Source organism: Oceanobacillus sp. HCA-5259 (assembly GCF_037892815.1).
GTDB classification, from domain to species: domain Bacteria; phylum Bacillota; class Bacilli; order Bacillales; family Amphibacillaceae; genus Oceanobacillus; species Oceanobacillus indicireducens.
The window spans coordinates 71,672-92,879 of record NZ_JBBKBV010000012.1 but is presented as its reverse complement, the minus strand read 5'-3'; the positions used below and the strand labels follow the sequence as shown (position 1 = coordinate 92,879).

The following is a 21,208-nucleotide window of genomic DNA, read 5'->3' as shown; positions in this document are numbered from 1 at the left end:
TGAATAAAACGAACAAGAAATTCAAAAAGTTAATCAAAAGTCAACTACAGTATTGGTTTGCGGGATTACTTAACTATATCAAGGTATACCTGCCTAGTTTGGGCTGCGAAAGTTGAGTAATTTATTATAATCTTGCAAAAAAGGAATGGCAGATTTGAAGGTTTTGGAGTTGATTTATGTAGTAAATAATTTAGATAATTACTTTACTTGAGCTTAATGAAGTTGATTATTCCAATTTTAAAATGAAGACTAATTTAACTTATAAAGAGATAAACAAATCACATAAGTAGTAACAGGAATTCAGAGGAAGAAAAGAAGGGAATAGCGATGAAAATTTTAGAAGCTAAAAACATCGTAAAAGTTTATGGGAAAGCCAATGATGAAGGGTCAACGACTGCATTAAATGGTATCAACCTTTCTGTGTCGGAAGGAGAATTTGTTGCGATTATGGGGCCTTCAGGCAGTGGGAAAACAACCTTGCTAAACATATTGAGTGGAATTGATAAGCCAACTTCTGGAGAGATCTTTATAGAAGGTCAAAAGTTGAATGAAATGACCGGAGATGCTTTGGCGCGGTTTCGTCGTAGAAAGTTAGGATTTGTCTTTCAGGACTTCAATCTATTGGAAAGTTTAACGGTAAAAGAAAATATTATACTGCCGATGATACTCGAAAAGAAAAGCGGACCAGAAATGGAAAAGAAGGTACAGGAACTGGCAAGTCTCTTTGATATTGAAGCGATTTTAAATAAATATCCCTACCATATCTCAGGTGGACAACAGCAACGAACAGCCGTTAGCCGTGCATTGGCAAATGAACCACAGATTATATTTGCGGATGAACCGACAGGGAATTTGGATTCCAAGTCTTCTACCGTCATTATGGAATGTTTGAAAAAAGTGGTACAAGAGTTGTCAACCACTATACTTCTAGTAACACATGATGTTTTCGCTGCAAGCTATTGCGAGAAGGTTATCTTTATAAGGGACGGGTCCGTTCATTCACACCTAGAGAAAAAATCGGATCGGAAAGCTTTTCTGGATGATATCATGAATCATCTTGCTCTCTTAGGGGGGAGGCAGCATGACATTTAACAAAATCGTCTGGAAAATGGCGAAGTATCATTACAAGAAATATCTTTTTTATCTTGCATGTAATAGCTTGGCTATCCTTTTTTTCTTTATGTTTATGACAGTTTATTTTAATGAACAACTTGTTGCATTGAAGGAAATAGAAGGGACCCAAAGTCTTCTAGCAATACCGGGCGCTGCACTTATTGTGTTTACCGTATTTTTCATCAGCTATGCTCATCAAATTTTCATGAAGAAAAGGCGGAGTGAGTTTGGTCTACTTATGACACTAGGGATGACGAAACGCGATATTAGCAAACTAGTGCTAATAGAAAATAGCATAATTGCTGTAATAGCGATCGTCATTGGAATTGGAGCAGGGACAATTTTTTCTCAGTTCTTTTTTTGGTTGTTATTGAAAGGAACAGGTATTCAGGAAGTTGCCTTTCATCTTAATGCAGACATGTCCATCTATTCCATCGGTGCTTTCATGCTTGTCTTTATTGTATCGATAGCACAATCCCTTTACTTAACGATGAATAGAGATATTATGGAGAACTTGAAAACGGAAAAAATGACGGAAAATACGGCGTTTAAACATCCGGCTATCGGAGGGATTGGAGTAGCATTTGTCATTGGTTCAATTATTGGACTTTTTGTTACGTATACCGATCCCGATGGCGGTGAATATCTCATGCTTTGGGCGATGATAACTTTTATCGGTCTGTATATTGCTTTAAAACATTTGACCTCTTTTTTTATCGGACTCATTAAAAAGAATAAGAAACTTTACTATGGTGGGTTGCTTTATTGGACGAGCATTGATCATAAATATAAACAATTTACCTCGATTATGATACTCGTTACTATTATGGTGATGACCACACTTCTATATAGCACAATTGTATTTTACGGCTATACGGAGACTGGAAAAGAAGCCATCGAAAGAAATCCTTATACAATCGCGTTTATTTCGACGGACAGTAAAAATAATTTACCTGCAGATGAAGTTCATGCAATTTTTGATGAATATGAAAATCCTGTAGAGGAGCATTTTACTATCCCAGTCTATTTTAAATTTGAATGGGATGATGATGGTTATCCTTATACGGTTACCTTTATGCCTCTTAGCGCATTCAATGAGGTGACTGCAAGTGGATTTGAATTGCAGGGTAAGGAATTAATCTATCATTTAAATATCAGTACGGAGGATCCTGAAAGTATATCCTATGGTAGGGAATTACGTTTCTCAATTGATGGAGAAGAGATCCTCTATGATTATACTAAAGTAATTGGGGAGAAACGCTTTAATTATTTGGATGAGTTTTTTATTATAAACGATGCGGAACTAGAAACGTTGAAGGGTAATTTAGATGGGCTTGAAGCAACAGCCCATTTCATTAATGTTAAAGATTGGAAGGACTCGGAAGAAGCAGTTTTTGCATTGGAACAAGCTTTTAAAAGTTATAACGCCACTACTCCGAATTTGAATGTTGAAAATATTCTTCCGGAAGAGGAACTTTTTTACGTTGATTCTCTGGTGAATGATTATTCAAACCGCATGAATTCAGAAGGTATTCATTTTTTCGTGGCGATCTTTTTAAGCGTTTTATTCTTTATCGGTTCCTTTCTTCTGCTGTACATTCAATTATTTTCAGAAATTGATAAAGAGGAACTGAGAATCCGCAAGCTGTTTCGCAATGGAATTACAAGTAAAGAAGTGAAAGGATTAGTATCCCGGGAAATCACGACCATATTTATGCTGCCGACCTTACTCGGGTTAATAATTGCATTGTTATATCTTGTTGCGATGGCAACAGATATAGGAGGCGTGTTAGCAAACCCGGGGATTTTGTTCCAGTTTCTCTTGATTGCCGGAATTTACTTTGTGATTTTAATAATTTTTCTTATTTATGCCAAGCGAAAGATGTTTATGGAGATTGCTGGTTTTAGGGAGGAATGATTCTAATTTTTCAACAAGTGTTATTAAATAAATGAAGCCCATTTTTAGTAACTAACAATATTTTGAGGAAATTTAATTAAATAATTTGAGGAGGAATGAATGAAAAATGAGTATTCTATTTAGGAATGAATTGTACGTAAAGGACATTGAGGAATCCTTAAACTTCTATGAAAACGTTATTGGGTTAGAGTTGTATGGCAGGAGTAAACGGGGTGCACGATTTAATTATGATTGCTTTTCATTGTTGCTTACTGCTGAAGAGGTGTTGGGAGATAAGCATTACTTTAATAATAAGGCTAAAAGTGAGATTAAAGGAAATGGCTTTGAAATGATTATTGTTGTAGACGAACTGGAAGAAGTGTACCAGCGATGTCTGGACAACAATTACCCAATTGAGGTGGAAGTGGAGAAATATCCGTGGGAGATGAGGGGCTTTAAAGTGGCTGATCCGGATGGGTATTTTATAAGGATTACTTCTAAGTGAGATTTGTGAGATCGTATACTTAAACGAGTAGGATGGAATTGTTCAGTAAAACAACAGGATTGTTGAACAGCTTTTATCATGAAAAGACTGAAGTACAGACGTTCGTGAATATATGTTCTGTATGTTAAGATATAGAAAAACAGAGGGGAATACCGACTATGGTTACATTAAAACCTTTTTCAAGTAAGTATGTAGAGGAGTTAAATTCTTTTGAGCTACCTGAAGAACAAGCACAATTCACTGCATTACCAAGTAAGATTTTAGAGGAGATTGAAGGGCAACATCGAATTGTTATACTAGATGAAGATGAACCTGTAGGCTTCTTTTTATTGCACGAGACGGAACGTGTAAAGGAGTACTCCGATAATCCTAACGCGATGTTGTTAACGGCATTATCGGTTAACTATGCAAAGCAAGGGAAAGGATATGCTAAACAAGCTATGTTCCTGCTGCGTGATTTTGTTAAAACTGAATTTCCGGATTGTGACGAGATTGTATTAGCGGTTAATCATAAAAATATTACCGCGCAGAGCCTGTATGCAGGAGTTGGGTTTACAGATACAGGCAGGAGAAAAAACGGTCCTATTGGTGAACAATTTATTTTGAAATTATTGTTGTGAAGTAACTGATTCTTTAGCGGGAGTTATTACTGTCGAAATTATTATGTCAGTTTAAAAAAATGGGGTATAATATATATAGAAAAGCGTAACATGATAGAAATCGTCTGGCGCGCCAACGCCAAACGGTCTAGTGCAATAGCCCTTCAAGGGGGCGACTCAATATACAGTGATAAAATAACTACCTTAAATTAGCTCGTCAGGCTAGGGTGGTTATTTTTTATTTGGAAATGACAGAATAGCTACGATTAGCGCTCTATACTTTTAGATAAAGAAACAAATTAAATTATCTTGTTGTAAATCCTTTACGGTTAAGTTAAAATTATCAGATTAAGAGTACTATTAATGTTGGTCCAAATTTATGACGGTTTAATAAAATTTATATTGAGGAGAAAAATGAAAAAGGGAAAAATCACGCTACTAGTTTTGATAATCGTAACATTAGGGTTTGCAACAGTTAAACTAGCACAAGATGGCTTTGATATTCGAGTGGAAAATGAAACGGATGAGAAGGTATCCGATTTATATATCACCTATGGCAATATAAAATCGGATATAAAAATACCGTCGATCGAACCGGGTAAAGCATACAAACTTCATGTGAATCCAAAGGAAAATTCAAATGATGAGTTTGATGAAGCAGCCCTCCTATTAGAGTATGAAGACAACAAAGGTAATTTACACACCGAATATATTATTGGATATTTTGAAAAAGGTTATTCGGGTAAGGCAGTAGTCAATATAACGTCTGTCGATGAAAAAGGGAAGCTTGATGTGGAAATAAAAGAAGACATCTTGTTGTATTAGGGAATAGCACTTATTTTATCGTAGTAGTTTTATGGGAGATTTTAAAATGTCTTTTCTTCTAGAAGAAAACATCTGATAGGAAGTGAGCTATAATGCGAGTCTATCCTGATTGTCATTATATTACTAGAAAAGTTGAGGTTGGTGGGCTTTCAAAATCCCAGCTCATTCAGAAATTGAAGCAACATTTCTTGATGAATGAGTACGCAGAAATCCTACTATCTAATGATAATTTTACTCCATCTGCTACAAAGTACAGCCTCAAAATCGTAGAACTAACTGTTCAAGGTCTTGGTTTTCCGGATGGAGGTACAACATCGCAGCTTTTCAAAAAGGCAAACGAACTTGGTTTGGAATTGTGCCCGCTTGAGTTGGGACCATACCTGAGAATAGACTACCTTAATCAACCTGAAGGTAATAAGGAAAATCCTTCACATCACCATCAAGCTCCCCCTGGTTCTATCACTATAGCCTCAGAGATTTTAAATGATGATGATGGTTTCCCGAAAGGTTTTTACCTTAGAAATATTAATGACGTACTATGGTTGCGTGGATACATTGCAGATGATTTGCATGTATAGGACCCTGATGATCATTTTGTTTTTTGTCTACCAACAGATTAGCAGGCTTTGATAAACTCAAAAAAATCATCGTTATCTTTCATCGCTTGGATGAGATTCTTTACTATTTCTACATCTATTCCTTGTTTGTACAAATTATCTTATTGAGAGACTTTTTTAGTAGTTTTTTTGGTTACTATATAATAAATTAGCAGAGTCAACCAGTAAATTAGCATGTAATAAAACGAAAAATCAACGAATCCGTCTTCTTGATTAAAAGCTATCCAAAGAAATAGTAACGATACAGGAAAATATAATGACAATAAAATCTTAGGTGAAATTTTTAAGATACTTGTTATAGATTTATTTTGTTCCTTCAACAAAAAGAGCGTAATAAAGCCACAAATAACTAACGGCACACCTAAAGCAATCCAAGCAAGCTCAAGTTGTTTCTCTAAAATTGGTAGGCTTAAAAAAGCAAGTCCCGTCAATCCAGCATTTAATAGGTAAAATGTTATATTTGGTCGCTCTTCAATTTCAAGTTCCTGATATTCCTTTAAGTAATCTTTAGCAAGCGAATCGGGAGACTTGAAGTCACTCAACATTTTACTGACTGCTCCTTCATTCGAGTATCCCTCATTCTTCAGTGAATCCACTTTGTCTTTTAAATGAATTTCAATTTCTTCTACAATGCTTTTTCTTTCCTCCTCCGGCAACGACTTTAGATTATCTGATAGTTTACTCAAATATTCATTAATGGTTGCACACAAACTAATCAGCTCCCTCTATTTTTTTAATTACCTGTAAAGATTCATCAAAAACTTGGAAACGACTTTCTAAAACATCTTTACCCTTTTCTGTAAGTTGATAAAATTTTCTTCTTGGGCCATCCTCTGGATTATCCCAGAAAGAATATGTCCAATTGTTTTTTTCTAACCGTTTAAGAATGGGGTATATTGCTCCATCAGACAAACTTAGATAAGAAGTATTCTTTAATGTAGATGTTATTTCATAACCATACTTGGGTTTCTTTTGAATGAGTAGCATAATGGTTAATTCAATAATTCCCTTTTTAAACTGCAATTGCCATTTATCATTTTCCATTACTCTCACCTCTTAATTTTTATAATACATGATTGAGTACTATATGTCAATGACACATATATCGTTAATGCGATATATGTAATGATCCTTATGAATTAGATTGTTCATTCTTAGATAGCAGGACATTTCCTTCTTTTTAGAAGGGTATCTAAGTAAATACTTCAGCCTATAATAGTGGGATTTTTCCTTCGTATGAACTTATGTGGTCATTTTTTCCACGCCATCAAAGATAGTAATGGACAACCGGGAGAGTTTGGTGATGTGATTCAATTTGGAGGGATTTGGACGAGTTTAAGTTTAAAGAAGTTGTAGTAAAGATCGTCTTTGATCAAGAGGGGACAAGCAGAAGGAAAGGTTTTCTATATCCGTTAGTATGAAAAATGTAGTATTATTAATTTAACTTCAATGGTGGGGAAGATGATGAAATTGATGTTTATTCTTGCAGCTGTGACTGGCCCTTTATTTGCTTACATTGATAAAGGGGCTACTGGAACTTTACTTGCTACATTATTTATTTTTCTTGCAGCTTTTTTTAGTAAGCCTAGATTTACGAGAAATGAGCAGTGATTGAGATGGTTACCGAGGAGAGTAGTTAAGATGAAAAAATACTTTACCAAAAGTAATATTGCGATATTTGTATTAGGGATAATAACTTATTTTGTAATTTCTACGATAATAACACTCATAAAATAAGACAGCTTGATTAGATTTTAATTGATTTAGAATGAAAATTTCTTATTTACTTAACCGGCGATAGGGGGGACTTTCAATGTCAAAAGGATTGATACACCACATCGAACTATATGTATCGGATTTAAAAAAGACAGTAGATTTTTGGGGCTGGTTTCTAAAAGATTTAGGATATACTTCTTTTCAAGAATGGGAAAATGGACAAAGCTGGAAAATAGATCAAACCTATATTGTGTTTGTACAGGCGGAAGATAGGTTTCTTGATATCCCATATCATAGATGCCGGGTGGGACTTAATCACCTGGCGTTTTATGCAAACTCACGTCAGCACGTAGATGAAATGACGGATAAATTACAAGACAGAGGAATAAATATTCTTTATCCGGAGAAACATCCCTTTGCTGGGGGAGAAAACCACTATGCCGTGTACTTCGAAGATCCGGATAGGATTAAAGTGGAGCTTGTGGCCCCCGATTATTGAGGTAACGCCGATTACGGATATGATTGTACAACTATTTAAAAACGGTTCGAACGTGTTGAAAAGCACCAGAATAATGAAAAGGTAAGCGTTTAAAAATCACCAATCATGAATAAGTGATTTTTCCGTATAAAACGTTTCTGAATAAAAGATTACTTCTATAGCTGCTCCAGGCATGTGCCTATTGAAAAATGATGTAAAATATGATATAGTTGCAGGAATTTAGCATTAAAACGTTAAAGGATTTAAGGAAGATACTGGATGATATTTAGTAATAGAAGGAGGGTATCCGATGAGAAGAATTACACTAGAAGAAGTCTTCCTGCATCCAATTACCCAGAAGTATCTCGAGCGTTCAGGGATTGCTCACGCTGTAGCTGTAACGGAGTATGCTTATATTTTTGCAAAACGGTTTGAAGTGGATGCGGATTATGCAACAAAAGCGGCGCTCCTTCATGATATTGGTCATTACACCTGGTATCGAGATGGTGAATGGGATTATGACCTTTATAAAGAAAATGATATCCATGCGATAAAGGGTGCAAGCCGGGCGCATAAATTATTAATCAGACTGGGTGAGGATCGTCACGCAGCGAAGAAAATAGCGATTGCTATCTTGCTCCATACGGATTCATACTTGCCGAATGGACAGCTGGAACTTGAACCGCTTCAGCGAGTTGTCGCCATGGCTGATGAAGCGGATGAAGAGGGTGGAGGCAATCATCATTATAAGGAGATTGACTTTGAAAATGCACTTCTGCGAATTCGTGCGCTTGATGTACAGATCAACAAGGATTTGCATGAGGGGAAAGAGGCTCGAGGTGTTAGTTAAATTAGAACGGAATAAAGCGATAAAAAGTCCGAATGAACAGGATGCGTGACGCATAAGGTAATCTGTTTGTTCGGGCTTTTTGTTTTGATTGATACAACTCCCGTAACAATGGTACAATTTTATTGGTGGTATAAGTAGTGAAATTTTTGGGGGTTAGTAGGTATGAAATCTTCCGTTCTAAAGAAGCTTTTCATTTATATAATTTTTCCTCTGCTTATAGTTTTCGTTGTTTTGCCACTTTTATCCAGTGATAGTTCCTACTTCGGAATGGTGCGGGTAGAAGAGAAAGAACCGAATGATGACGGCTACAGAATATCCGTCACGAGATTAGATACAGAAGAAGAGGTAAATGTTCATCTCAATGATGCTATTTTTTTTGATGCTGATAACAAACGAGTGCCTATCAATATTGTTTGGGAAGATATATATATTGGAGATGAATACTGGGTTTCTATGCAGAAGAAGAGTGTTCCGTACCGGTGGTTCAGCAAAGATAATTATAACTTATCAGCTTTTTACATGGAATAAAGCTCGGAGTGCCTTCTGACGGACACTCCGAGCTTTTCGTTTTCTTTATTCATTTTCTGCAAAATATTCTTCCATTGTTAGGTTATTCTCGACCATTTCCGTTGCCGCTTTTACTCCGACGTAACGTAAATGCCATGGTTCAAATTGGTATTGTGTAACATCTTCCTTACCTTCCTCGTAGCGGATGATAAAACCGAATGTGTGGGCATTTTCGGCGACCCATTGTCCTTCAGGAGTTTCTCCAAAATCGGTTGTCAACTGATAGGAGACACTTTCACTCGTAATATCCATGGCAAGCCCGGTCTGATGTTCGGATTCTCCAGGTCGTGCACTGAAGATGTTCGCTTCCTCTTCACCATGTTCAGCCGCATAGGCCTTGAACAGGGAGACTTGGGTATCATAGCCTCGATAACCGGACTGGGCAAACAGTTCATATCCCGCTGCTTCTGCTTCACTGAACAATGCTTCTAACGCTTCCGCAGCCGGTGCGCGTAATTGTTTTTTCGGTAAATCTTCTTCAAATGGGAACCTTACATCCGGGACGACAAGGTCATGGGGCTCATAGTCTTCCGGCAAAGCATTCTCTTTATTTATGATGGCAAGCTGGTCATATGGATTACCAACGACAAGCGATCCACTGCCTGTTGTTACTGGTTCGGCAAGTGGTGGGAGGCCCGCTCCTACTTCGATTGTGAGTTTTCCTTCTAAGATATTTTCCATGGCAGCCTGAGTTGCTTCATCATATACACCTGTTACATATAAATCATCCAGTTGTAATTGAATATCTGTAATTGCCCAGGTCGTTACATCCGAATAAACGCCGTCTATTGGGAGTGTGTAGCCGATTTTTTCCAAGTCTGCTTGCAGTTGAGCTACAGCTTCTCCTTCATCCAGTTTTTGCAATTCACCAGCTGGGGATGCAACATCCTCATCATTCACTTTAACATCTTTTTCCGTTTCTTTTGCTGCTTCCGAATCAGATGAATGATTAGATGTTTCTTCGCCGTCCGTACAAGCGGCTAGTAATAATAGCAATGTAAATAAGGCAATTATAATAGACTTCCGTTTCATTCTAATCCCTACAATCTACGTAATTTAAGTGGTTAGCATCCTACATTTTCTCATAGGAAACGAGGGAGAGCAAGGTGGGAAATGGATGTTTTAAGCTTAGAAAGCTTAAAGTAATCTGCAATATATTTGAAAGCTTGTTCTCCTAGTGATAATTTTGTAGAAACAGTTGCAAGGAGGCAATGCAATGAATAGGATAAACCAATCAAAACAACTAGTAGGACAAGAAGCAGTAAAATATATTCAAGATGGAATGAAAGTAGGGCTCGGTTCAGGCTCGACTGTATATTATATGGTGAAAGCGCTTGGAGAAAGAGTGAAGGCGGAAGGATTAAATGTTGTAGCTATTTCCACCTCGGAAGTCACGGATGAGTGGGCAAAGGAATTCGGCATTCCGCTTACTGATTTTTCCTATACCCAAGAACTCGATATTGCGATTGATGGTGCGGATGAAGTGGATGACAATCTTCAACTCATTAAAGGCGGCGGTGGAGCGTTATTCCGTGAGAAAGTTGTAGCTGCAGCGGCAAAAGAGTTTATTGTCATTGTGGATGAATCAAAAATTGTTTCCACTTTAGGTAAGTTTCCTTTGCCAGTGGAAATCGTTCCATTCGGCTGGGAAGTAGTCGCTCGAAAGATTGAAAAATTAGGCGGCGCACCAAAGTTGAGAGAAAAAGCTGGTGAAATATTCGTTACGGATAACGGGAACTATATATTGGATTGTGCATTTGAAGAGATCCATGATCCGGTAGCGACACACGAACAACTAATCGCGCTTGTTGGTGTTGTTGAAACGGGTTTATTTGTGGATATGACGAAGAAAGTGATTGTCGCAGATAACGGTAGCACGAAACTGATAACGAAATAATTTAATGAATGGTGGGACAGAGGGTCAGAGGCACTGTCCCAGTTTGGGTAAGTGGGACAAAAGGGTCGGAGGCACTGTCCCAAAAATAATTGATCATCGCTTCTGCAACAAATGCACACCAAAAAGGGCACTGACCCATAGCATTACAGCCTTAGAAAAAAGCATTCGTTCCCGGAACGAATGCTTTTTCTAACGATTCATTTAGGCAACGAGCCTATAAAAATCATACAATAGGATTCAAACTGGGACACTACCTCTGACCCCTTGTCCCGGCAAAGAGTCTGCTGATTTCAATGATTGTTTTGGTTGCTTTTTCCATGTTGTCGATGGAGATGTATTCGAATTTGCCGTGGAAGTTTTCGCCGCCGGTAAAGATATTTGGAGTTGGCAGGCCCATGTAAGAAAGTTGGGAGCCGTCTGTTCCGCCGCGGATTGGTTCGATGATCGGTTCGATATCAAGGTTTTTCATCGCTTGACTTGCGATTTCCACTACTTCTTTTACCGGTTCAATTTTCTCACGCATATTGTAATACTGATCTTTCATTTCCAGCAAAACATTTTCCGCGCCGTGCTTTTCTTGCATTTCACTGACGAAACTTTCTACAGTATTTTTTCTCTCCGCAAATTTATCTTTATCATGGTCACGGATAATATAGTACACTTTTGTTGTTTCGACATCACCTTCTATGGAAATCAGATGATAGAAGCCTTCATAGCCCTCCGTATGTTCCGGTGCTTCTTTTTCCGGGAATTTCTGAATGAATTCAACAGCGAGCTTACCGGAGTTTACCATTTTATTTTTGGCGGTTCCTGGATGGACACTATTTCCTTTAAAAGTTACTTTCGCAGCTGCTGCATTAAAGCTTTCATACTGCAATTCGCCGAGTGGACCGCCATCGACGGTGTAAGCATACGTCGCATCGAAACGCTTTACATCAAAATGTTGTGGACCGCGCCCAATTTCTTCATCTGGTGTAAAGGCGACGCGAATGCGGCCGTGCTCGATTTCGGGGTGTTGCTTCAAATAATTCATCGCTGTCATGATTTCTGCGATTCCTGCTTTGTTATCGGCACCAAGCAATGTTGTGCCGTCTGTGGTCATTAATGTATGTCCTTTATAACTAGGGAGCTCGGGAAACTCCTGTGCAGATAGCACTACGCCAAGTTCTTTATTCAGCGTAATGTCATTGCCATCGAAATTCTCGATAATTTGCGGATTAACATTTTTGCCTGTAAAGTCGGTTGCTGTATCTAAATGAGCAAGGAATCCAATAGTAGGAACATCTTTATCTGTGTTGCTCGGAAGTGTTCCCATTAAATAACCATTTTCGTCGGCTTCCACGTCTTCTAGTCCAATTGCTTTCATTTCGCGGATTAATACGTCGACAAGTTCGAGTTGGCCTTTTGTCGTTGGGATTGTCGTTGAGTTCTCATTCGACTGGGTGTCAATTTTGGCATATGTAGTAAGTCGTTCAATTAGTTCTTCTTTCATCCTGCATCCACTCCTTTAATAATAGTCTGATTAGCAATCACATTACCCATAGTTTAGCATACATTTACGGAAGCGCCGAATGCGACTCCGGTTAAGTATCGGAAAATTTGAATAAAAATCTTTCTTGTTTATAAAGAAACGGCTACAATGAAGGTAAGGATGAAATGATTTGGAGGGAATTTTTGATGACGAATTTAATCAGCGTGGAACGCTTAAAGAAACGATTAGAGAATAATCAAGATAATACGGTGATTGTGGATACAAGATTCAAGCTTGATGATGAAGATGCAGGAAGGAAATTGTATCTGGAAAGTCATCTTCCTGGTGCAGTGTATTTGGATTTGAATAGAGATCTTTCAGGAAAAATACTCAAACATGGTGGTTCACATCCATTGCCGGACTTCCCGAATTTCATTGAAAAACTTGGAAATATTGGGATAGATGAAGATACAACAGTTGTTATTTATGATGAAGGCAATGATATGTTTGCAGCGAGGCTCTGGTGGTTGCTTGATGCGCTTGGCCATGACAAGGTATATATTTTAGAAGGTGGCTATGCCCGCTGGGTGGAGGAAGGGAATGAAGTGACGGATGCGATTCCTTCCCTTAAACCGAAAAAATTCACCGCAACCTTTGATGAGGATAAAATTGTTGATATGCAGACGGTGAGAGAGAAGTTGGATACAGACGCGGTATTGATTGATTCACGTGCGAAAAATAGATACTTAGGAGATTATGAACCGCTTTATAGTAAAGCAGGTCATATTCCAGGAGCGAAAAATTATCCGTGGCAAGCCGTTCTTTCTGCAGATGGGAAGTGGCTTAAGGGAGAAGAATTGCAGCAACATTTTTCGGATTTGGATAAAAATGATGAAATTATCGTCTCCTGTGGTTCCGGTGTTTCTGCTTGTGTTAATATAATAGCATTGAAGGCTGCTGGGTATGAGAATGTGCGGCTTTATCCAGGGAGCTTCAGCGATTGGATTTCTTATGATGAAAATGAAATTGAAATCGGGGAAGATTAAGCGATGGATGTAACACGTTGTTCCTGGGTAACGGATGATCCGCTTTACATGGAATATCATGATCAAGAATGGGGTATACCTGTACATGATGACCGGAAGTTTTTCGAAATGCTTACACTTGAAGGTGCTCAAGCTGGTCTAAGCTGGATTACAATTTTAAAACGGCGGGAAAATTACCGAAAAGCATTCGATGATTTCAATGTGGAAGTGATCAGCCAATATTCCGATTGGAAAGTGGAGGAGCTGCTGCAGGATTCTGGAATCATCCGTAACCGTAGAAAGATAGAATCTGTTAGGAAGAATGCGCAAGTCTTTTTAAAGATACAAGATGAATTTGGCAGCTTTGATGCTTATATTTGGCGGTTTGTCGGTGGAAAGCCGATCATTAATCATTGGAACAAACATGAAGAAGTCCCCGCGAAGACAAAAGAATCAGAGACGTTAGCTAAAGATTTGAAAAAGCGGGGCTTCAGTTTTGCTGGACCAACTATTTTGTATGCTTTTATGCAGGCGACAGGCTTGGTTAACGATCATGTGAAAGGTTGCTTTCTTTACAGGAAAGATTTAGCGAAATAATTGGAGGAGGAAATGGCAATAGGCTCTTCAAGGTCTAACTCAAATAGACATAGGAAATTGAGTGTTTTACTCTGGTACCGGATTTACCGGAATTATAAAAATAATACAGCACGATCAAGCAGAATTTTAAAGGACTGGAATCTAACCAATGCCCAGTACGATATCCTAAGTAGAATTGCTGAGGCGAAAACCTTATCGCAACAAGAGCTCGCCGATCAACTGTTGGTAACCAAAGCGAATATCACACAGATTATTAAGAGACTGGAGCAGCTTGATTTAATAAAAAAGGAAAAAGATTGGAAAACAAATTATATTTCCCTCTCCGAAAAAGGGAAAACCGTCTACAAGGAATCCAATCAAGTACTGGAGGAATTTCAACAAGACTATTTTAAAAAGCTAACAATCGAGGAAAAAAAACAACTCCTCCATCTCCTTAGAAAAGTTGAGAAATAGCAGGTTCAATGGTGCCCTTCATCGCTATTTTGGAAGGGCGTTTTTCTGTTTATAAGAAGCTATAAAATATAAATGCTATGGAAAACTTAGATATCTAGGGCTGGTCACGCCCGGCTCCAGCGCCTGTTCTTGAGCGGGAAGATTGACTCATTCTTCAGTTAAGGTTTAAACTGATGGTAAATATCAGTTAAGTTATTAACTGAAGTGCTAATGGATAATTGAAGGGAAGACAGATAAATATGGAAAAATATCGCATAAATCCTAATAATGGTTTGGAGTTCGGGATTTTCACATTAGGGGACCATTTATATAACCCGCATAAAGGAGAACGCATCTCTGCGCAGCAACGAATAAAGGAAATTATAGAAGTTGCCGAGCTGGCGGAACAAGCGGGGTTAGACTTTATTGGAGTGGGGGAAAGCCATCAAGAGTTTTTCGCAACTCAAGCCCATGCTATTATATTGTCAGCAATTGCCCAAGCGACGGAAAAGATTAAACTTGGCAGTACGTCAACAATTATCAGTACATCGGACCCAGTTCGTGTCTATGAAGATTTTGCCACGATTGATTTAATTTCAAACGGACGAGCGGAGATTATTGCTGGGCGTGCTTCAAGGGTCGGGCTTTTTGAATTATTAGGTTACGACTTACGTGATTATGAAGAGTTGTTCGAAGAGAAGTTTGAATTGCTACTGGAGATTAATGAAAAGGAAATAGTGAATTGGAGCGGGGAACATCGAGCGCCTTTACGAAATGCGAAAGTTTTGCCACGGCCGCAAGATGGATCACTTCCGATTTGGCGAGCGGTTGGCGGCACACCAGCGAGTGCCATTAAAGCAGGATTACAGGGTGTGCCGATGAGCCAGGCGATGTTAGGTGGAGCGGTTTCTTCCTTTAAACAGCCGATTGATGTGTACCGTAAGTCATTACAGCAAGCAGGCCACAATCCAGACGATTTCCCGGTTGCGACGACAACCTTTTTCTATGCGGCGGAAACTTCACAGGAAGCTTTACGAGAGTATTACCCGCACATCAATGAAGGAATGAAGCTGACCAATGGTCAAGGTTTCCCGAAACAATTATTCGCTCAAGCCGTTGACCCTAGGAGTGTAATCAATGTCGGTAGTCCGCAACAGATCATTGAGAAAATCCTGTATCAACATGAACAGTTTAACCATCAAAGATATATGGCTCAGCTCGACTTTGGCGGTGTTCCACTAGAAAAGATGAAGAAGAATATTGAAATTATCGGGAATGAAATTTTACCAGCTGTTAAAAAATACACTACGAAAAAATAAGGTTGAAAAAACGTGAAGATAGTTGCGCTATCAGGATCCAATGCCGGGACGTAGATACGGTTATGTTGAGAGAGGAAATCCAAGCAGAAAAAGAAAAAGGATATGGTTTTAAAAAGATAAGAAGGTATAAAATAAAAATGCCTTAATAACTTAGGTATCCAGGGCTAGCCACGTCCGGCTCCAGCGCCCAGCAACTATCAAACTTCACACTCCTCCAATCGATAAGTCAACATCAACTCACTATCGTTCGTTGTGTTTCCTATATCTCATTCCGGAGTGATCCAGTTTGTACGTTGCTAAACGGGCGCTTGCGCCTTTGTTAAGAAGATACAAATAATAGCCTAGTTCAGATAAGGAACTTAGGCTATTGTTTTAATGGAATATTCGTTTTACAGCAGCTGTAAAATCATCAAAAAATGCTGGCCGATCCTCTTGGGCTAGACCTTGGTCCATGTTCGCTGCAATTCCTTCGTTATACCATTTCTGGTCTTCATATCCTGCGTTGAATATATCCCAAACGGCTTGTCCCTGTTCTTTGATGTCTTTCTCAAGTGACAATAGATTATCAAATCGGTCCGCAACGATGAGTTGCTTTTCTTCACTGCTGGCCTTTTTCAATATATCGAGGGTATGCTGCTTCCGTTCTTTCCATGACTTGGATTTATCTTCGGTATGGGACCGTACAAGGTCTGCTACTGCTTTACCAAACTCTTTTTCAATTTCTTCTATTTCTATTGGCGTATCCTCAACTACATCGTGTAAATAAGCAGCACATATGAGTTCATCACTTGCGCCGTTTTTTTCCAAAAAGGTTGCCACGCGAATAGGGTGGGTGACATAGGGAACATTGCCGACTTTCCGGTATTGACCTTCGTGGGCTTTTTCTGCAAATCGTTTTGCTTTCTCCTTCAAAAGGATTCTCCTTTCATAACGTGAAACTTCATTCAGTGGGGGTTTCCTTCCCTCCCTGAATGTTAGTTGAACAGAATCAGGTATTTACGGACTGTATATCCCCCACTTCACATATTGGGCTTCCTTCCATGTTTAGAGGTGAGGGGTATTACAGACCGTTAATACGTGATAAAGTGAAACTTCATTCAGTGGGGAATCCTTACCTCCCCACTGAATGTTAGTTGAACAGAATCAGGTATTTACGGACTGTATATCCCCCACTTCACATGTTGGGCTTCCTTCCATGTTTAGAGGTGGGGGTATTACAGACCGTTAATACGTGATAAACGTTACAATTCCCAATCTGTCGAGAGTATGTTTACCAATTCTCCGTATTTTTCATCTCCAAGGACATGGCGGATTTGTTCTTCGAGTGCCGTTTTCAATTCTTTATTTTCTTCGTAACAAATGACTCCCAGTGGTGTTAATTGTACGTATTTACTCCGCTTATTATTCTTAGTCGGCTCTGTTTTTACTAGTCCACGCTCTTCAAGCTTCCGAATTAACTTGTGGGTTCCTTGGCGCGTGAACTTTCCATTTCTTCCGACGTCTGCAATCAGTTCTCTTCCATAATTGATCCAATCCAAAATGAACCATTCGGAACTTGTAAGTTGAATTTCATTTCGATCATTCCATCTGCTTTCAATAGCATCACGAGTCTCTTGATGTTTTTTTCTTAGTAAATCAAATATATCTATCGTAACGATTTCTCCTGTCATGTATGAACACCTCTTATTTCCGTACCATGTTATAAAGTTTAATTACCTATTCCAGAACCGTTCAAACAACTGTATAGTTGAACACCCGAGCTATACTATACAGAGCTTGACGAGGGGTTGTCAACAAGTTGACAAATTGTTGAAAAAGTAGTAAAATTAAAGTGTGACTCGATTTGATGAACGAGAGAAAATGGAGGTTGGCAAATGTTTAAAGTTGGAGATTTAATCATCTACTCTTCACATGGTGTATGTAAAATTGATGACATTTGCGAAAGAAGCTACCGGGATGTAACACGTGAATATTATATTCTGCATCCAATGGAGGATCCGAATTTAACAATCAGTGTACCGGTGGATAATGAACAGGTCGTCATGTTGGATATTATGGGTAAGAAAGAGGCAAAAACAATCCTTGAATCCTTTGAAGAACCTGGAATCGAATGGATTGAGGATGCCAAACAACGTAATAGAAAATATAACAGCTTGATCAATAGTGGTGACCGCGATGAGATTGTTAAGATTGCCAACACTCTCATGCGTAAACAGAAAGAAGCGAAAATAAATAAAGAACGAATGTATGACCAAGACCAGAAGATGCTTGAAGAAATTCAGCGGATCATATTCCAAGAATTAGCAGCATCTCTTGATACAACAGTTGAACGTATCATCGAACGGATTAACAAGATTATCCCTTCGAAGGTATCCTAATATAACGGAAGAAATTGACCTTGACGTATGAAACAAGGTCAATTTTTTGTTTCTTCAGACAAAGGGGGTAGTGTTGATTGGTTTGCATTTACCGTTCCCTTGTTTTTTGCCTGGTGTGATGATCGAGCTCCTAATCCCTCGAATCATCCAGTCCTGGCTTTGTTCAATCAACAAGAGAGCTTCTTCTTTTATTTACCAGATGAAACAAGTAAAATAGCTAATAAGGCAAATTATTTTCTCGGAGGTACTATACGATGACCAAAGGAATTAACCAAAGAAAAACCGAGCACATCCGTTTATGTTTAACGGGGAATGTGGAAGGTGTAGATAAATCGACAGGCTTAGAAGGCATTCATTTTATACATAATGCATTACCGGAGATCAACTTCGACTCCATCTCAATGGAAACGAGCTTTTTAGGAAAGCAGTTGAAGGCTCCATTTCTTGTAAGCTCGATGACCGGTGGTTCAGAACTGGCGACAGAAATTAATCAGAACTTGGCTCTAGCTGCTGAAGAGCGAGGCTGGGTGATGGCGATTGGTTCTACGCGTGCATTCTTAGAAAGTGACCAACATAAGGAATCCTTCCTGATCCGCAGGCAAGCTCCTACCGTTCCATTAATCGTCAATATCGGAGCGGTGCAGTTCAATTACGGTTATGGAGCAGAAGAATGCCAGCGGATTATTGATAAGACTGACGCAGATTCAATTGTCCTTCACTTAAATAGTATGCAGGAAATCGTACAGGATGAGGGCGATGTCAACTTTGAAAATCTGCTACCTAAAATTGAAGAGGTATGTAAGACGCTGGAAGTACCTGTTGGCGTCAAAGAGGTCGGCTTTGGAATTGACGGAGAAGTCGCTGAAAAATTATACAATGCAGGAATTGCTTACATTGATGTCGCAGGTGCTGGCGGTACATCTTGGAGCCAAGTGGAGAAACTACGCTCCCGGAATAAATTGAAGAAGGCAGCTGCCGAGGCATTTAACAATTGGGGACTACCAACGAAGGACTGTCTCGTGTCTGTCCGAAACAAGTTACCTGACGCGCCTCTTGTAGCGAGCGGCGGAATGAGTACCGGGGTGGATGCTGCAAAAGCAATTACAATCGGTGCTGATATAATCGGGTTCGCTCGTCATTTACTAAAAGCAGCGACTGAATCGCCGGAAGCTGTTCACGAGACAATGGAACAAATTGAACTGGAACTCCAGATGACAATGTTTGGAATTGGTGTGAAGAACCTAGAAGAACTCAAGAATACGAAACGTGTCAATATTATGGGCACATCCCTTATGGACGAAATGTAAAGCAAGTTTCATCTCTTTCCAACCTGGGTAATAGAATTAACAGACTGGGAGGGATGAAAATGGTTTGGACAATAGAGGATTATCCTCCATCCATGAAAAATTTACCCGACGTCACAAGGAAGAAAGCGATAGATATTGCCAACGCCATGATTGATGAAGGTTATGAGGAAGGACGCGCACTCCCGATAGCCATTAGCCAAGCAAAAGAATGGCGCGAAAATGCCACGGATGAGGAAGTGGAGCATTACCGGAAATATGGAAAAGTCACGACCCGATCCCCGGAGGACCGCAAGCATAAAAGTAATCCGGAACGAATGGAAGAAGGAGAAATTGTGCGGGCGCATGAGGACGGCTGGGCAGTCGAATCCAAAGGAGCAGAGCGTCCGAGCAATGTTTTTGATGCGAAGCGTGACGCCATAAAACGGGCAAAAGAAATTGCAGATAATAAAGGAACCTCTGTCACTGTCTACAAGAAAGACGGAACCGTTCAGGAAAAATATTCATTTGATTAATATAATGAAAAAGCAGCGGAGCTTGAAAATAGGCCCGCTGTTTTTTTGTGTATTATTCAGGCAGATTATTTCAACGATACCCCCCTCTATGCTACAATTAATGCAGTCTTAAGCGAATTGGAAATTGTACGATTAAAGGAGAACCATTTAAATGAAAATCGAAATTTGGTCAGATTTTGTATGTCCCTTCTGTTATATCGGGAAAAGAATTTTAGAAAAAGCGTTGGAAGGGTTCCCGCATAATGAATCTGTGATAATTGAATATAAAAGTTACCAGCTTGATCCGACCGCCGAGCACATTCCGGGAAAAGACTTTTATAAAACCTTTTCCGAACTAAAGGGAATCTCATTAGATGAGGTAAAAAGGATGAATGAACAAGTCAGTGCCCAGGCGAAATTAGTTGGACTCGATTATCGTTTCGATACGATGCAATATGCGAACACCTTTGATGCTCACCGCCTGTTTCATTATGCTGAGCAGAAAGGGAAGGGAGAAGCGATGACAGAACGTCTCCTGCACGCATATTTCACCGAATCGGAATTATTGAGTGATATCGATACATTAGTTAAGCTAGCGGCCGAAGTTGGTCTTGATCCAGAAGAAACAAGTAGGATGTTACAATCGAAAAAATATTCCCAGAAAGTGAAAGAAGATATTGCCGTTGCCCACGAGCTTGGTGTGCAAGGTGTCCCGTTCTTTGTCTTTAATGAGAAATACGCGTTATCCGGGGCCCAGCCGAGCGAAGTATTTTCACAGGCACTCGCTAAAGTTTGGGAAGAGGAAGAAAAATCCCCAGCAGCAAAAAAGAAGAAATCAAAGACTTCTTATTGTACGGATGAAGGCTGTGTAGAACAATAAGGAAAAAACATACCGCAAAATAATGTGGTATGTTTTTTTATCGTATAAGAAACTATGTTATTTTCCCTTTTGGAGAGGTCGAGCGCCGTAATAGGGAAATAAACGGCGATTACTTTCCCTTGAGATGAGATGGAGCGCTGGAATGGGAAAATAAACAAGGATTACTTTCCCATGAGATGGAGCGCTGGAATGGGAGAATAAACGACGATTACTTTCCTTTGAGAATAGATGGAACCCTGGAATG

At 39.2% G+C, this 21,208-nt stretch carries 26 protein-coding genes; 20 read left to right on the top strand and 6 right to left on the bottom strand.

Annotated features, from left to right (window positions below; translation table 11 throughout):
• Positions 1-327: 327 nt before the first annotated feature.
• The 6 genes from WKU33_RS09280 to WKU33_RS09255 all read left to right on the top strand — a co-directional run bounded on the left by WKU33_RS09280 (position 328) and on the right by WKU33_RS09255 (position 5,517).
• Complete coding sequence (locus WKU33_RS09280; RefSeq protein WP_188857193.1) at positions 328-1,092, top strand: ABC transporter ATP-binding protein; 765 nt, start codon at positions 328-330, stop codon at positions 1,090-1,092.
• Positions 1,082-3,031: an FtsX-like permease family protein gene (locus WKU33_RS09275; RefSeq protein WP_340454227.1), complete on the top strand. Its 1,950-nt coding sequence runs from the start codon at positions 1,082-1,084 to the stop codon at positions 3,029-3,031. Before WKU33_RS09280 ends, WKU33_RS09275 begins: the two co-directional genes overlap by 11 nt.
• A 106-nt stretch (positions 3,032-3,137) precedes the next feature.
• Positions 3,138-3,515, top strand: a complete 378-nt coding sequence (locus WKU33_RS09270) for a VOC family protein (RefSeq protein WP_156856073.1) — start codon at positions 3,138-3,140, stop codon at positions 3,513-3,515.
• 158 nt (positions 3,516-3,673) lie between these two features.
• Positions 3,674-4,135: a GNAT family N-acetyltransferase gene (locus tag WKU33_RS09265; RefSeq protein ID WP_188857185.1), complete on the top strand. Its 462-nt coding sequence runs from the start codon at positions 3,674-3,676 to the stop codon at positions 4,133-4,135.
• A 393-nt stretch (positions 4,136-4,528) separates the two neighbouring features.
• Positions 4,529-4,939 (top strand): hypothetical protein, encoded by a 411-nt coding sequence (locus WKU33_RS09260; protein ID WP_340454225.1) that lies wholly within the window; start codon positions 4,529-4,531, stop codon positions 4,937-4,939.
• A 92-nt stretch (positions 4,940-5,031) separates the two neighbouring features.
• A complete protein-coding gene (locus WKU33_RS09255) occupies positions 5,032-5,517 on the top strand; it encodes a helicase (RefSeq protein WP_340454224.1) in 486 nt (161 codons plus the stop codon).
• Between the two features lie 140 nt (positions 5,518-5,657).
• On the opposite strand, the gene WKU33_RS09250 is transcribed toward WKU33_RS09255, so the two are convergent.
• Both WKU33_RS09250 and WKU33_RS09245 read right to left on the bottom strand, forming a co-directional pair.
• Complete coding sequence (locus WKU33_RS09250; RefSeq protein WP_340454222.1) at positions 5,658-6,242, bottom strand: HAAS signaling domain-containing protein; 585 nt, start codon at positions 6,240-6,242, stop codon at positions 5,658-5,660.
• 25 nt (positions 6,243-6,267) lie between these two features.
• The gene (locus tag WKU33_RS09245) at positions 6,268-6,600 is read right to left on the bottom strand and encodes a PadR family transcriptional regulator (protein WP_156856066.1); all 333 of its coding nucleotides are present in this window, start codon (positions 6,598-6,600) and stop codon (positions 6,268-6,270) included.
• Between the two features lie 420 nt (positions 6,601-7,020).
• Here WKU33_RS09245 and WKU33_RS09240 point away from each other — a divergent pair, with 420 nt between their 5' ends.
• The 4 genes from WKU33_RS09240 to WKU33_RS09225 all read left to right on the top strand — a co-directional run bounded on the left by WKU33_RS09240 (position 7,021) and on the right by WKU33_RS09225 (position 9,128).
• Positions 7,021-7,167 carry a hypothetical protein gene (locus tag WKU33_RS09240; protein ID WP_198042610.1) on the top strand — a complete coding sequence of 49 codons (147 nt, stop codon included), beginning with the start codon at positions 7,021-7,023 and terminating at the stop codon, positions 7,165-7,167.
• A gap of 202 nt (positions 7,168-7,369) precedes the next feature.
• A complete protein-coding gene (locus WKU33_RS09235) occupies positions 7,370-7,771 on the top strand; it encodes a VOC family protein (RefSeq protein WP_340454220.1) in 402 nt (133 codons plus the stop codon).
• 289 nt (positions 7,772-8,060) lie between these two features.
• Positions 8,061-8,600, top strand: a complete 540-nt coding sequence (locus WKU33_RS09230) for an HD domain-containing protein (RefSeq protein WP_188857175.1) — start codon at positions 8,061-8,063, stop codon at positions 8,598-8,600.
• Between the two features lie 162 nt (positions 8,601-8,762).
• Positions 8,763-9,128, top strand: coding sequence for a hypothetical protein (locus WKU33_RS09225; protein WP_194461806.1), 366 nt, complete (start codon positions 8,763-8,765; stop codon positions 9,126-9,128).
• Positions 9,129-9,173: 45 nt separating this feature from the next.
• On the opposite strand, the gene WKU33_RS09220 is transcribed toward WKU33_RS09225, so the two are convergent.
• Positions 9,174-10,199, bottom strand: a complete 1,026-nt coding sequence (locus tag WKU33_RS09220) for a D-alanyl-D-alanine carboxypeptidase family protein (protein WP_340454215.1) — start codon at positions 10,197-10,199, stop codon at positions 9,174-9,176.
• Positions 10,200-10,383: 184 nt separating this feature from the next.
• Here WKU33_RS09220 and rpiA point away from each other — a divergent pair, with 184 nt between their 5' ends.
• Positions 10,384-11,064 (top strand): ribose-5-phosphate isomerase RpiA, encoded by a 681-nt coding sequence (rpiA, locus tag WKU33_RS09215; protein WP_340454213.1) that lies wholly within the window; start codon positions 10,384-10,386, stop codon positions 11,062-11,064.
• A 250-nt stretch (positions 11,065-11,314) separates the two neighbouring features.
• Here the strand turns inward: rpiA and pepT are convergent, their stop codons facing one another.
• Positions 11,315-12,556, bottom strand: coding sequence for a peptidase T (gene pepT, locus WKU33_RS09210; RefSeq protein ID WP_340454211.1), 1,242 nt, complete (start codon positions 12,554-12,556; stop codon positions 11,315-11,317).
• A 185-nt stretch (positions 12,557-12,741) separates the two neighbouring features.
• Here pepT and WKU33_RS09205 point away from each other — a divergent pair, with 185 nt between their 5' ends.
• From WKU33_RS09205 to WKU33_RS09190, 4 genes are all read left to right on the top strand, one after another.
• Complete coding sequence (locus tag WKU33_RS09205; protein WP_188857162.1) at positions 12,742-13,581, top strand: sulfurtransferase; 840 nt, start codon at positions 12,742-12,744, stop codon at positions 13,579-13,581.
• Between the two features lie 3 nt (positions 13,582-13,584).
• On the top strand, positions 13,585-14,157 hold the full coding sequence (locus tag WKU33_RS09200; RefSeq protein WP_188857161.1) for a DNA-3-methyladenine glycosylase I: 573 nt from the start codon (positions 13,585-13,587) through the stop codon (positions 14,155-14,157).
• A 12-nt stretch (positions 14,158-14,169) separates the two neighbouring features.
• Positions 14,170-14,610, top strand: a complete 441-nt coding sequence (locus WKU33_RS09195) for a MarR family winged helix-turn-helix transcriptional regulator (RefSeq protein ID WP_194461805.1) — start codon at positions 14,170-14,172, stop codon at positions 14,608-14,610.
• 239 nt (positions 14,611-14,849) lie between these two features.
• Complete coding sequence (locus tag WKU33_RS09190) at positions 14,850-15,908, top strand: LLM class flavin-dependent oxidoreductase (protein WP_156856055.1); 1,059 nt, start codon at positions 14,850-14,852, stop codon at positions 15,906-15,908.
• A gap of 372 nt (positions 15,909-16,280) precedes the next feature.
• Here WKU33_RS09190 and WKU33_RS09185 read toward each other — a convergent pair whose 3' ends face one another.
• Both WKU33_RS09185 and WKU33_RS09180 read right to left on the bottom strand, forming a co-directional pair.
• On the bottom strand, positions 16,281-16,820 hold the full coding sequence (locus WKU33_RS09185) for an HD domain-containing protein (protein ID WP_340454208.1): 540 nt from the start codon (positions 16,818-16,820) through the stop codon (positions 16,281-16,283).
• A gap of 329 nt (positions 16,821-17,149) precedes the next feature.
• The gene (locus WKU33_RS09180; protein WP_340454206.1) at positions 17,150-17,578 is read right to left on the bottom strand and encodes a MarR family winged helix-turn-helix transcriptional regulator; all 429 of its coding nucleotides are present in this window, start codon (positions 17,576-17,578) and stop codon (positions 17,150-17,152) included.
• 204 nt (positions 17,579-17,782) lie between these two features.
• Here WKU33_RS09180 and WKU33_RS09175 point away from each other — a divergent pair, with 204 nt between their 5' ends.
• From WKU33_RS09175 to WKU33_RS09155, 5 genes are all read left to right on the top strand, one after another.
• Positions 17,783-18,286: a CarD family transcriptional regulator gene (locus tag WKU33_RS09175; RefSeq protein WP_156856052.1), complete on the top strand. Its 504-nt coding sequence runs from the start codon at positions 17,783-17,785 to the stop codon at positions 18,284-18,286.
• 27 nt (positions 18,287-18,313) lie between these two features.
• Complete coding sequence (locus tag WKU33_RS09170; protein ID WP_156856051.1) at positions 18,314-18,544, top strand: hypothetical protein; 231 nt, start codon at positions 18,314-18,316, stop codon at positions 18,542-18,544.
• Positions 18,541-19,593 (top strand): type 2 isopentenyl-diphosphate Delta-isomerase, encoded by a 1,053-nt coding sequence (gene fni / locus WKU33_RS09165; RefSeq protein WP_156856050.1) that lies wholly within the window; start codon positions 18,541-18,543, stop codon positions 19,591-19,593. The genes WKU33_RS09170 and fni overlap by 4 nt, the downstream gene beginning before the upstream one ends.
• Before the next feature lie 59 nt (positions 19,594-19,652).
• A complete protein-coding gene (locus WKU33_RS09160; protein WP_156856049.1) occupies positions 19,653-20,105 on the top strand; it encodes a DUF2188 domain-containing protein in 453 nt (150 codons plus the stop codon).
• Between the two features lie 151 nt (positions 20,106-20,256).
• Complete coding sequence (locus tag WKU33_RS09155) at positions 20,257-20,964, top strand: DsbA family oxidoreductase (RefSeq protein ID WP_336252367.1); 708 nt, start codon at positions 20,257-20,259, stop codon at positions 20,962-20,964.
• The last annotated feature ends 244 nt before the right edge of the window (positions 20,965-21,208 follow it).